We start from the raw sequence: 12,218 nt of genomic DNA on the forward strand, positions 1-12,218 counted from the left end.
CAAGGAATACACTCATACCTCCCGTATGTGCTCAAACTGCTCGCGATACTGCTGCAGGAGTGCCGGACGGACAAAATCGAGTGCCGCAGGATCATCGACGGTTGCCAGTGCGGCACGCCGCGCGAGGAGAAGCAAATCCATGTCAGCGAGCACGTCGGCGATCTTCAAATCGCCCAGCCCATGCTGCATCGCCCCGAAGAACTGCCCCGGGCCACGCAGCCGCAGATCCTCCTCCGCCAGACGAAAGCCGTCGCTCGTCTCCTCAATCACGCGCAGCCGCTCCGCCCCTGCTACCTGCCGCCCCGCAATGAGGATGCAGTAGGACGCATCACTGCCGCGCCCCACACGGCCACGCAGCTGATGCAGCTGTGCCAGCCCGAACCGCTCCGCGTGCTCGACCACGAGAACCGTCGCGTTCGGCACATTAACGCCCACCTCGATCACGGTCGTCGCCACGAGCAGCTTGATCTCCCCTGCGTAGAAGCCGCGCATCACCGCCTCCTTATCTGCTGCCTTCAGGCGTCCATGGACAAGCCCGCAGCGGATGCCGCAAAAAGAGCCGCGTGAGAGTTCCGCGTAAACCTCCTCTGCCGACGGCAGATCGCTCTCCTCGTTTGCCTCGATGAGGGGACAGACGACATACGCCTGCCGCCCACGCTCGATCTCGCGGCGGACGAAGGCGTAGATCTTCGCCCGCGCCGTCTCATCGCGCAGGAATGTACGGATGGGCTGTCGTCCCGGCGGCAGATGCTCGATGCGCGAGACATCCAGATCGCCGTAGACCGTCAGCGTCATCGTCCGCGGGATTGGCGTCGCCGTCATGACGAGGACATCGGGCACGACGCCGCTCTTTTTTTCGAGCGCGGAGCGCTGTGCCACGCCGAAACGATGCTGCTCATCCGTCACCACGAGTCCGAGGCTGTCAAACGCCACGCCCTCCTGAATCAGCGCGTGCGTTCCGATGATGATGTCGATCTCATGTGCGGCGAGAGCGGACAGCACCTCCGTATGCTCCTTCTTTGTGAGCCGCCCCGAGAGGAAGCCCACGCGGATGCCGAGCGGCGTCAGAAGCTCCCGCAGGCCGTCATAGTGCTGGCGCGCAAGAATCTCCGTCGGTGCCATCAGCGCGCCCTGACAGCCGCTCTCCACTGTCTTGACGAGGGCAAGGAGCGCAATCGCCGTCTTGCCCGAGCCAACGTCCCCCTGTACGAGGCGGCGCATGGGCAGCGGAGCCTCCATATCGCGCGAGATCTCCGCCCAGACCTTCTCCTGATCCTCGGTCAGGGCAAAGGGAAGCGCATCGCGTACACGCGCAATGAGCGCACCGTTCGCCCGGTGGGCAATCCCCTCCTCGTGCTCCGCCGTCTGTTTTTTGAGCGCGAGCAGCCCGCACTGGATGAGGTAGAGCTCCTCAAAGGCGAGCCGCCGCCGTGCCGCTGCGAGCTCCTCCGTATCCTTTGGAAAGTGAATCTGACGAAATGCCGCTGCGCGCCCAATCAGATGATACTCCGCCCGAATCTGCTCCGGCAGAGTCTCCATCAGCGCCTCGCCCGCATGTGCGAGCACATCCGCCGTCATCTGCCGCAGCTGTTTCTGGGTCAGACCCTCCGTCGCCGCATAGACCGGCAGAATACCGAGATGCGCCGTGGCGTCCTCCTGCGATCCGAGCAAAGCAAAGGATGTGACGGGCGAGAATGCCATCTGCCCGCCTCCGCCATAGGCATAATCCACCTTCCCCGTGAGGAGAATGCGCTGTCCTGCGCGCAGCTTACCTTTCAAAAAGCGCTGATTGAACCAGACCGCCTGCGCATACCCTGTCCCATCACCAACGAGGGCCGTAAGGACGGTAAAGCCGCGTCGCCGCGTCTGCCGCTCCACCACCTGCTGAATCACGCCGTGCACGGTCGCGCGCGTCCCTGCCGCGAGATCCATGATGCGCGTGATGCGGCTCTGATCCTCATAGGCACGCGGATAGAACGTCAGGAGGTCGTACACCGTCCGTACGCCGAGCCGCGCCAAGAGAGCCGCCTTCTTGACGCCGACGCCGCGCACGGCATTCACACTGTCCGTCAGATTCACGCGCTTCCTCCATTCTTTCAAAAAAGGCTGCCGCATTTCTGCGGCAGCCTCCATTTATATCTAAGAAATCATCAGAGCTGAGGGCCTGCGGCGACAAGCGCATCTGCGTCCTCGTTGCCTGCATACTTGTCAAAGTTCTTGATGAAGCGTGCGGCCAGATCCTTTGCCTTCTCATCCCACTCCACGCGGCTTGCATAGGTGTCGCGCGGGTCGAGAATCTTCGGATCGACGCCCGGCAGCTCCGTCGGGATCTCGAAGTCGAAGTACGGGAGCTTCTTCGTCGGCGCACTGTCAATCGCACCGTTCTGGATTGCGTGGATGATGCCGCGCGTATCCTGAATGGAGATGCGCTTGCCCGTACCGTTCCACCCCGTATTGACGAGGTAAGCACACGAGCCGTGCTCCTGCATCTTGCGGACGAGCTCATGCGCATACTTTGCCGGATGGAGTTCGAGGAACGCCTGTCCAAAGCACGCGGAGAACGTCGGGGTCGGCTCGGTGATGCCGCGCTCCGTGCCCGCGAGTTTCGACGTGAAGCCCGAGAGGAAGTAGTACTTCGTCTGCTCCGGCGTCAGGATCGAGACGGGCGGCAGCACGCCGAATGCGTCGGCAGAGAGGAAGATGACGTGCTTTGCATGAGGACCCGCTGACTTCTTCGCGACCTTGCCCAGCACGATGTGCTCGATGTGATCAATCGGATAGGAGACGCGCGTATTCTCGGTCACGGTCTTATCCGCAAAGTCCACATGTCCAGCGAGATCAACCGTCACATTCTCAAGAAGAGCGTTGCGGCGGATGGCGTTGTAGATGTCCGGCTCTGCCTTGGGATCAAGGTTGATGACCTTTGCATAGCAGCCGCCCTCATAGTTGAAGATTCCCTCATCATCCCAGCCATGCTCATCATCGCCAATCAGCAGGCACTCGGGATCCGTCGAGAGCGTCGTCTTGCCTGTACCGGAGAGGCCGAAGAACAGCGTCGTATTCTCGCCATTCATATCCGTATTTGCCGAGCAGTGCATGGAGGCGATGCCCTTCAGCGGGAGATAGTAGTTCATCATCGAGAACATACCCTTTTTCATCTCGCCGCCATACCACGTATTGACGATGATCTGCTCACGGCTCGTGAGGTTGAACATGACCGCCGTCTCGGAGTTCAGGCCAAGATCGCCGAAGTGCATGACGCGCGCCTTTGCCGCATTGTAGACCACGAAATCGGGCTTGAATTTCTCGAGCTCCTCTGCCGTCGGACGAATGAACATATTCGTCACGAAATGCGCCTGCCAAGGCACTTCGACGATGAAGCGGACGGCCATGCGGGTATTTTCGTTGGCACCACAGAACGCATCAACAACGAAAAGGCGCTTGTTGCAGAGTTCGCGGATGGCAATTTCACGAACAGAGTTCCACGCTTTCTGTGAGGCGCGATGGTTGTCGTTCTTGTAGGCGTCGGATGTCCACCACACTGTATCGTGCGATGTCTCGTCATCCACGATGTATTTGTCCTTCGGCGAACGTCCCGTATAGATGCCCGTCATGACGTTGACGGCATCCTTCATATTCGTGACCTGTCCGCGCTCATAGCCCTCGAGATCAGGGCGCAGTTCCTCGCGGAACAGCTGATCGTAGTCTGGATTGTGGACAATCTCCGTCGTCCCCGTGATACCATATTGTGTCAGATCAATTGTTGCCATAGTTACCTCTTCCTTCCAAAAGATTGGCGTCATGGATGCGGGATGAGTGATTTTTTCTCTCATCTCACACTCTGTCACAATTCTACATAAATACGAAAAACCCTCTTTTATTGTGAAAAAATTCCGCGATTCAAGGAATCGCTGATAAAACAGTCCCTTGGATTGGTGCAGATTTTTTGTCCTGTCAAGAAGACAAACCGGACGCATAGCCAAAGCTATGTGGAGGATTCTAGGGCACAGACAGGGCGAAAAAGATATACTAAGACGGCGGTGCTGAGTTTATCAGTGCTTCCTCAAACTCTACGTGCAAAGTCCAGCACGGTGTCGCGCATCCCGTCCTTTTCGCAGACCTCCTCATGACGGACAGGTGCCGTACGCAGTGCGGCAAGGCGCGGCGGAATCGGCATACCGCTGTGCTCATGCAGGCACTCCATCTGAGCGAAGTCATCCCGTGTCTCTACATCCGCACCGATCGCATGCAGGACACTCGTGCCGAATTTATATGGGCTTGCGGTGGAGAGCACGATCATCGGGCGCAGATCGCCCGTCTCACGGCGATAGCTCTCTGCCGTACGATAGGCAACCGCTGTGTGCGGGTCAAGTGTATACCGCGTATGCTCGTAGATCTGACGTATCTCCTCTGTCGTCTCTCCATCGTCTGCAAATCCCGCCCAGAAATTCTCGTGAAGCGCAGGAAGAATCATGCTCGCGTCGTACACGCTCTCCTCCGCGAGCGACCTCATCCACGCGGCGACCTGCGCCGTGTCCTCTGTCAGATGATAGAGCAGGCGCTCGAGATTGCTCGATATGAGGATGTCCATAGACGGCGACATCGTCTGATGGAAGGGGCGGCGGCGATCATAGATGCCGCGACGCAGGAAATCCGTGAGCACATTGTTCTCGTTTGATGCACAGACGAGTTTGCCCACGGGCAGTCCCATGCGCTTTGCATAGTAACCTGCGAGGATGTTGCCGAAGTTCCCCGTCGGCACGGTGAAGTTCACAGCATCGCCTGCCTGAATCTTCTGCGCCGCGAGGAGATCGGCGTAGGCGCTAAAGTAGTAGACGATCTGCGGCACGAGCCGCCCCCAGTTGATAGAATTCGCTGAGGAGAGCTTGGTATGGGCGGCGGCGAGCTCCGCTGCCATCGCCGCATCGCCGAAGATCTCCTTCACGCCGCGCTGGGCATCGTCAAAGTTGCCGCGCACGGCCATGACGCGGACATTGTCTCCCGCCTGCGTCACCATCTGAAGTCGCTGGATGGGGCTGACGCCGCCGTCGGGGTAGAACACCATGATGCGGATTTCCTCGGCATCAGCAAAACCTTCGAGTGCCGCCTTGCCCGTATCGCCCGAGGTGGCGACAAGGATGAGAATCGTGTCCTTCTCTCCCTGTTTCACGCGCGCCGTGCTCATCAGCTGCGGGAGAAGCTGGAGTGCCATGTCCTTGAAGGCGCTCGTCGGGCCATGCCAGAGTTCGAGCACCTCGAGATCTCCGACCGACGTCACAGGGGCACGGCGCACATCGTCAAATGTCTGCCCATAGGCGCGGCGCACGCAGCCCTCGATTTCCTTCTCCGTATAGTCTGTCAAAAAAAGGCGCAGGATGTGTACGGCACGCTCCTCGTATGAGAGGCTCGCCAGTTCCTCGATGGCGGAAAGCGGCATCTGCGGGAATGACGCAGGCACAAACAGCCCGCCGTCCGAGGCAAGCCCCTTGAGAATCGCCGCAGCAGAGGAAACACGCTCCGCGCCTCCGCGCGTGCTGAAGTAATCCATTGTATACATCCTTTCATTTGGGCATTGCCCTGCATCTGTGCTATACTATGATTCGTGTTTTGGGCGATGTTGTCGTGCTTAGGGAAGCACTGATAAATTCGGTACAACCATCTTGACGCATCTTTTTTGCCCGCACTTCGGCGGAAAATCCTCCACAGAGCACCACTCTGCGTCCGGTTTTCCACCTCGTTCGGACGAAAAAATCTACGCCAATCTGGCAGACCTCATTTTATCAGTGATTCCTTAGCGTGCGAGATGTGCCGTCTGTGCCTCGGCCGCACGAATGAGATCGGCGGGCAGGAGCGAGAGCTGCTCGCCACGCCGCCCCGCGCTCACACAAATGCGCTCCTGCTGCATCATGCTGTCATCGCAGTAGACGGGATAGCTTTTCTTCGCGCCGAGCGGAGAACATCCGCCGCGCACGTAGCCCGTGAGGTCAAAGACTTCCTTCAGATGCACCATCTCCGCGCGCTTGTTGCCGCTTGCGGCGGCGGCAGCCTTCAGGTCAAGCTCCCCCGCGCCCGGGATGACCGCCATGAACACGCCCATGCGGTCACCGCGCACCACGAGCGTCTTATAGATGCGCTCGGGCGGGATGCCTGTCACCTCCGCGACGTGATTCGCCGAGAGATCGTTCTCATCGACGGGATAGGTCAGCAGGTCATAGTCGATGCCGAGCCTGTCCAGAATCCGTGCCGCATTCGTCTTTTGCACTTTCTTTTTTGCCATTTCACTCACCGTGTCTGATTATACCATTGTGGGGGAAGAAAAATCAATTTGAAAGGAAGAATCCAATGAAAATTGCACTGATCTCAATGGAGATTATCCCCGGCCGCCCGGATCTCAACGCCGTGGCCATGGCGGAACGCATCCGTGAGGCGAAGGACGCACACGCTGAGCTCGCCCTCTTCCCTGCGCTCAGCCTCTCAGGCCTCTTTCTCGGCAGTGTATGGAAGCAGCCGTCCTTCGTGCGTGACTGCACGGCCTACGCCGAGGAGATCGCCGCTGCAGCGGACGGCATCACCGTCATTTTCGGCAATGTCGCTGCTGGCGGAGAGGGCTGCTGCGGGCTCTCGCGCACCCTCCTGCACGCACGCGACGGCGTCCTGCGCGAGGTTGCACGCCGTCCGCTCCACGGTGCGGGCACGCGTTTCTCCCCGCTCCTCTATGATCTGCCGGGAGAGCATGTGATCCTCGCCGCCGACGCCAGTCCCTTCCCGCTCTGCTTTGAGGCACGCACCCTCGCCAAGACGGCACAGGAACAGCGTGCTGTGCTCCTCTACGTCAACACGCTCGGCCTTCAGGACAAGGGCAAGACCGTCTACACCTTTGCGGGCAGTGCACAGGCATTCCGCGCGGACGGTGCGCGTGCCCTCATCACGCCCGCCTACAAGGACGGCATGACCATCGTCGACACGGCAGTACTCCCCGCCCCTGCCGACAGACCCGCAGAGCCTGCCATTGCGCCCATCTACCGCACGCTCCGCTACGCCGTACGGAAATTCCTCGCGCGCATCTACATGAAGCGCGTCGTCATTGGTATCTCAGGCGGCATCGACTCCGCTGTTTCCGCCGCACTCTACGTCGATGCCATCGGCGCGGAGAACGTCCTGCTTGTCAACATGCCGAGCAAGTTCAACTCCGCGACGACGAAAGGGCTTGCCGCCCAGCTCGCAAAGAATCTTGGCTGTCGCCACATGATCGTCCCCATCGAGGAGAGCATCTCATACACGGCAAAACAGCTCAGCGAGATCCCCATCGAGGGGGCAGCTGCGGCTCCCGGTGAACATCTGACGATCTCCTCCTTCGTCCGTGAGAATATGCAGGCACGCAACCGCAGCGGTCGTGTCCTCGGGACGATCGCCGCCGCATGGGGCGCCGGCTTTACCTGCAACGGGAACAAGGCGGAGACCACCGTCGGCTATGCGACCCTCTACGGTGACCTCGCGGGCTTCCTCTGTGCGCTCGCCGATCTCTGGAAATATCAGGTCTATGACCTCGCACGCTACCTGAACGAACACGTCTACGGACGCGAGACCATCCCACAGGGCATCATCGACATCGTGCCGAGTGCGGAGCTCTCCGACGCGCAAAACGTGGACGAGGGCAAGGGCGACCCCATCCACTATCCGTATCACGACTACCTCTTCCGTGCCTTCGTCGAGGCGGATCGGAATCCCGAGGACATCCTCACACACTATGCGGACGACGACCTCGAGGCCTATATTGGCTGCGAAAAGGGACTCGTCAAGACCTACTTCCCCACGGCAGAGGACTTCATCGCCGACCTCGAACGCTGGTGGAGGCTCTATACGGGCATGGCAGTCGCAAAGCGCATCCAGTCACCGCCGCTGCTGTCCGTCAGCGGGCGTGCCTACGGCAGTGACCATCCCGAGTCCCAGATTGGCGCGTACGAGACGATTCGCTACCGCGCACTCAAAGAGAAACTGCTCCAGAAATAAAACAAAACGGATCTTATCGCCCCTGTGAATTTTCACGGGGCGTTTTTTCATAAAACAATTTTGAATTGAGAAATTTTCTCATTTACAAGATTCAATTTTTGTGCTATTCTCAATACAAATGAAAGGATGGTGCAAATATGCACGCAAAAAAATTATTCCCACGATTCCTGCTCACCCTCGCACTCGCCATGATGGCACTGGTCGCCGTCGGCTGCGGCGGAGGAGGCACAGGCGGCGACAAGGCAGCCGACACGAAGAAAACCGTGACGGTCACAACCTCATTTTTACAGGATATGACAAAGCAGCTCGCGGGCGACTATGTGAACATCGAGCTGATTATCCCCGCAGGTGAGGATCCGCACCTCTACGTCGCGCAGCCCGCCGACCTTGAGAAGATCAAGAAGGCGGATCTCCTCCTCTACCACGGCCTGCACTTCGAGGGCAAGATGGCAGAGGTGCTTGAGAAGAAAGGCGTCGCGGTCACGAAGAACTTTGCGGACGCGAACATCAACTACATGGAGGAGGACGGCAAGAAGATCGTCGATCCGCATTTCTGGTTTGATGTCGCGCTCTACAAGCAGGCGACGGAGGAGGCGGCAGCGCAGCTCATCAACCTGCTCCCCACGCATGAAAAGGAGATTCAGGAGAATCTGAAGAAGTATCTTGCAGACCTCGACGCGCTTGATGCCGAGATCACACAGAAGATCGCACAGATTCCCGAGGGGCAGCGCAATCTCGTCACGCCGCACGATGCGTTCAACTACTTCTCCCACCGCTACCACGTGAATGTCATCGCGCCGCAGGGGGTCAGCACGGACTCCGAGGTTGCGAATGCCGACATCGAGAAGACGGCAAATTACATTGTCGAGCACAAGGTCAAGGCGGTATTCGCCGAGAGTACGACGAACCCCGAGCGCATGAAGAAGCTGCAGGAGGTCTGCAGGACGAAGGGCTTCGACGTGGAGATCGTTGGCGGTGAGGGCAATGAGCTCTTCTCGGATTCTCTTGCACCCGAGGGCCAGAAGGGCGATACCTATATCACGATGTACCGCAGCAACATCGATCTGATTGTTTCACATTTGAAGTAGCAGAAAAATGTTCGCTGTCAGATGTTATGAACAAACGGAAACGTAACCATACGACACTCCTAAGCAAACCCTAGTGGAGCAAGCGGAAGCGAGTGTGCGACCCGCCCCCTGCGGATTTCTTTCGTTCAAGCGCAGCGCGTTTAAGAAGTCCGCAGGTATTTAGGCGGACGAGCACACGACCGCTTGCGTAACGAGGCGTTTGCGTGGAGTTCGTACGGATAAAGAAACCATACAGAAGAGGCGCAGAATGGAAGGAACGAACAGCGTCATACATATCGAAGATCTCACAATGGCATACCGCGATACCCCCGTGCTCTGGGACATCGACCTCGACGTGCCGGAGTGCGTGCGCTGTGCGATCGCAGGGCCGAACGGCGCGGGCAAATCCACCCTGCTGAAGGGGATCCTCGGGCTCCTTAAGCCCGTCTCGGGTGCGGTGCTGCTCTGGGGAAAGCCGCTCTCTGCCGTGCACAAACAGATCGCCTATGTGCCGCAGCGCGGCTCGGTGCACTGGGACTTCCCAACGACGGTCTTCGATGTTGTGCTCATGGGACGCTATGCCCATCTGGGGCTCGTTCACCGCCCCGGCAAGGAGGATCGCGCGCTTGCGATGGAGGCACTCGACAAGATGAAGATGGCAGACTTCGCCGACCGTCAGATCTCGGAGCTCTCGGGGGGGCAGAAGCAGCGGGTCTTTATCGCGCGCGCACTCGCGCAGGACGCACAGCTCTACATCATGGATGAGCCGCTTGCGGGCGTTGATGAGACGACGGAACGCATCATCATGGACAAGTTTATGGATTTACAGAAAGAAAAGCGCACGGTCATCGCCGTCCATCACGATCTCAGCACGCTCGATGCCTATTTCGACTATCTTGTCGTGCTGAACCGCACGGTAAAGGCATCGGGCTATCTCGCAGACATCGATAAGGAGGCGGCACTCGCGCGCGCCTACCGCGTGAAGGAGTGAGCGATGGACATTCTGACGAACTACACCTTTCAGATCGTTGCGCTCGGCAGCGTTCTCCTCGCCGTCGCCGCCGCCCCCGTCGGCGCATTCAGCGTCTACAAGGGGCAGAGCCTCATCGGCGATGCGATTGGGCACTCGACCTTCCCCGGCATCATCCTTGCCTACATGGCATTCGCGACACGCAGCCCCGTCATCCTCCTCGCAGGAGCAATCGCGGCAGGGGCGGCAAGCTACGCGCTCATCCAGCTCGCACACAGGGACAAGCGTCTGGGGCTTGATGCAAATCTCGCAATCTTCCTCTCGGGCTTCTTCGGCCTTGGCATGGCACTCAAGAGTTTTATCCAAGGAAATCCCGACTACGCAGGCGCGTCACAGGCGGGACTCGGAACGTACATCTTCGGACAGGCGGCGTACATGCTTGAGGCGGATGTCCTGCTGATCGCCGCCATCTCCGCCCTCGTGCTCACGCTCCTGCTGCTCTTTTACAAGGAGCTGAAACTCTTCGTCTTTGATGCGGAGTATGCCGAGGTCGTCGGACTGCCCTGCCGTCTGCTGAACCTCCTCCTGCTCGTCATGACGATTGCCGTCATCGGCATCGGGATCAAGGCGGTCGGCGCAATCCTCATCAGCTCCTTCCTCATTATCCCCTGCGTTGCCGCAAATCAGTGGTCGAACAACTTTGCACGCGTGCTCTTCCTGAGCAGCCTCATCGGTGCGGTCTCCGCGCTCATCGGAACATACATCAGCACACTCGAACAGGGCATGTCGACGGGGCCGTCCATCATCCTCGTCGCCTCGCTGATTGCCTTTTTTTCCATTGTTTTCGGGACAAAGGGCATCCTCGGCAGAGTGTTGAAACGGAGGCGCACACATGGATGACGCACTGCTCGTACTCCTGCTTACGGCGGCAGCGTGCGCACCGCTCGGCGTATTCCTCATCCTGCGCCGTCTCTCCATGATGGCGGACGCAATCAGTCACACCGTCCTGCTCGGCATCGTGCTCGCCTTCTTCGTAACGCATGATCTCGGTTCGCCGTGGCTGCTCTTCGGTGCGGCACTCATGGGTGTCGTCACGGTGTCGCTTGTCGAACTGCTCGGCAAGACGCGCCTTGTCAAATACGACGATGCGATCGGTGTCATCTTTCCCCTGCTTTTTGCGCTCGCCGTCATTCTCATCAGCAAATATGCGGGGAATGCCCACCTCGATACCGATATGGTGCTCATGGGCGAAGTTATCTATGCGGGGCTGAACACGGTCGGGATCGGCGGCGTGGAGATTCCCGCTGCCGCGCTCAAGATGGGCGGGCTCGCCCTCCTGATTGCAGCGTTTATCACCGTATTCTACAAGGAGCTCAAGGTCTCCGCGTTTGACGGCGAATACGCACGGCTCATCGGCGTGCCGACGGGCATCCTCTTCTACACCTTTATGTCGCTCACCTCGCTCACGACCGTTGCGGCATTCGACGCGGTCGGTGCGATCCTCGTCATCTCGTTTTTCATCGCCCCCGGTGCGACGGCACTGCTCTTTACAAAGCACCTGTCGCACACGCTCCTCCTCGCCCTCCTCGTCAGCATGGCCAACTCCGCGCTCGGCTACGCACTTGCCGTGCATATGAACGCCTCGATTGCAGGACTCTGCGCGGTCATAAATATGCTTGTCTACCTGCTTGCCCTGCTCATGGGGCCGAAAGGGGCAGTCACGACTTACATCCGCCGCAAAAGAAGTATGCAGCAGATGCAGCGCGACCTCTTCCTGCTCCACATCGGCAGACACACGGCAGAACGCGTTGAGAGTGCAGAAAACCACGCGAACGAGATCGGCGACCATCTGAAATGGGATGCGTCGAAGGTGCGCCGCGTCAGCCGCGAGCTGATCGATCAGCACCTCCTCCATCGCGCGGGCAGCTACTATCTGCTGACCGATGCGGGGGCGGCGGCGTACAAGGCGCTCTGCGAACGATATTTCATCTAAGGAATCACTGATAAATTCAGCACCATCATCTTGACGCATCTTTTTTGCCCGTACTTCGGCGGAAAATCCTCCACAGAGCACCACTCTGCGTCCGGTTTTCCACCTTGTTCGGACGAAAAATCTACGCCAATCTGACGGGCTTCATTTTATCAGTGATTCCCTAAGACAATGCCGCCGA

General features: G+C 58.9%; 9 protein-coding genes and 1 pseudogene. 6 read left to right on the plus strand and 4 right to left on the minus strand.

The features are described from left to right. Positions 1–12: 12 nt before the first annotated feature. Both recG and pckA read right to left on the minus strand, forming a co-directional pair. On the minus strand, positions 13–2,133 hold the full coding sequence (recG, locus tag C1713_RS10680) for an ATP-dependent DNA helicase RecG (protein ID WP_009442990.1): 2,121 nt from the start codon (positions 2,131–2,133) through the stop codon (positions 13–15). Between the two features lie 17 nt (positions 2,134–2,150). Further along, entirely contained in the window at positions 2,151–3,770 is a 1,620-nt protein-coding gene (gene pckA / locus C1713_RS10685; RefSeq protein ID WP_102493892.1) for a phosphoenolpyruvate carboxykinase (ATP), read from the minus strand. A gap of 162 nt (positions 3,771–3,932) precedes the next feature. Here pckA and C1713_RS12510 point away from each other — a divergent pair. After that, positions 3,933–4,064 (plus strand): annotated as a pseudogene (locus C1713_RS12510) (secretion protein HlyD); the annotation flags it as partial. Here C1713_RS12510 and thrC read toward each other — a convergent pair. Then, a complete protein-coding gene (gene thrC / locus C1713_RS10695) occupies positions 4,064–5,557 on the minus strand; it encodes a threonine synthase (RefSeq protein WP_170950817.1) in 1,494 nt (497 codons plus the stop codon). The pseudogene C1713_RS12510 and the gene thrC overlap by 1 nt on opposite strands. 234 nt (positions 5,558–5,791) lie before the next feature. Next, the gene (gene ybaK, locus C1713_RS10705) at positions 5,792–6,277 is read right to left on the minus strand and encodes a Cys-tRNA(Pro) deacylase (protein WP_039981064.1); all 486 of its coding nucleotides are present in this window, start codon (positions 6,275–6,277) and stop codon (positions 5,792–5,794) included. A 65-nt stretch (positions 6,278–6,342) separates the two neighbouring features. On the opposite strand from ybaK, the gene nadE reads away from it, so the two are divergent. The 5 genes from nadE (at position 6,343) to C1713_RS10730 (ending at position 12,040) form a co-directional block, all read left to right on the plus strand. Beyond that, positions 6,343–8,010: an NAD(+) synthase gene (gene nadE, locus C1713_RS10710; protein WP_102493894.1), complete on the plus strand. Its 1,668-nt coding sequence runs from the start codon at positions 6,343–6,345 to the stop codon at positions 8,008–8,010. Between the two features lie 137 nt (positions 8,011–8,147). After that, the gene (locus tag C1713_RS10715) at positions 8,148–9,098 is read left to right on the plus strand and encodes a metal ABC transporter solute-binding protein, Zn/Mn family (RefSeq protein ID WP_102493895.1); all 951 of its coding nucleotides are present in this window, start codon (positions 8,148–8,150) and stop codon (positions 9,096–9,098) included. Between the two features lie 247 nt (positions 9,099–9,345). After that, positions 9,346–10,068: a metal ABC transporter ATP-binding protein gene (locus tag C1713_RS10720; protein ID WP_102493896.1), complete on the plus strand. Its 723-nt coding sequence runs from the start codon at positions 9,346–9,348 to the stop codon at positions 10,066–10,068. Between the two features lie 3 nt (positions 10,069–10,071). After that, a complete protein-coding gene (locus C1713_RS10725) occupies positions 10,072–10,947 on the plus strand; it encodes a metal ABC transporter permease (RefSeq protein ID WP_102493897.1) in 876 nt (291 codons plus the stop codon). Continuing rightward, complete coding sequence (locus tag C1713_RS10730) at positions 10,940–12,040, plus strand: metal ABC transporter permease (protein ID WP_102493898.1); 1,101 nt, start codon at positions 10,940–10,942, stop codon at positions 12,038–12,040. The genes C1713_RS10725 and C1713_RS10730 overlap by 8 nt, the downstream gene beginning before the upstream one ends. Positions 12,041–12,218 lie beyond the last annotated feature (178 nt).

It is taken from the genome of Centipeda felix, assembly GCF_900186465.1.
GTDB lineage: Bacteria > Bacillota > Negativicutes > Selenomonadales > Selenomonadaceae > Centipeda > Centipeda felix.

Excerpts from the sequence above, each read along its gene's own strand:
- recG (WP_009442990.1), bottom strand. The coding sequence starts at position 2,133 with ATGGAGGCTGCCGCAGAAATGCGGCAGCCTTTTTTGAAAGAATGGAGG.
- pckA (WP_102493892.1), bottom strand. The coding sequence starts at position 3,770 with ATGGCAACAATTGATCTGACACAATATGGTATCACGGGGACGACGGAG.
- thrC (WP_170950817.1), bottom strand. The coding sequence starts at position 5,557 with ATGTATACAATGGATTACTTCAGCACGCGCGGAGGCGCGGAGCGTGTT.
- ybaK (WP_039981064.1), bottom strand. The coding sequence starts at position 6,277 with ATGGCAAAAAAGAAAGTGCAAAAGACGAATGCGGCACGGATTCTGGAC.
- nadE (WP_102493894.1), top strand. The coding sequence starts at position 6,343 with ATGAAAATTGCACTGATCTCAATGGAGATTATCCCCGGCCGCCCGGAT.
- C1713_RS10715 (WP_102493895.1), top strand. The coding sequence starts at position 8,148 with ATGCACGCAAAAAAATTATTCCCACGATTCCTGCTCACCCTCGCACTC.
- C1713_RS10720 (WP_102493896.1), top strand. The coding sequence starts at position 9,346 with ATGGAAGGAACGAACAGCGTCATACATATCGAAGATCTCACAATGGCA.
- C1713_RS10725 (WP_102493897.1), top strand. The coding sequence starts at position 10,072 with ATGGACATTCTGACGAACTACACCTTTCAGATCGTTGCGCTCGGCAGC.
- C1713_RS10730 (WP_102493898.1), top strand. The coding sequence starts at position 10,940 with ATGGATGACGCACTGCTCGTACTCCTGCTTACGGCGGCAGCGTGCGCA.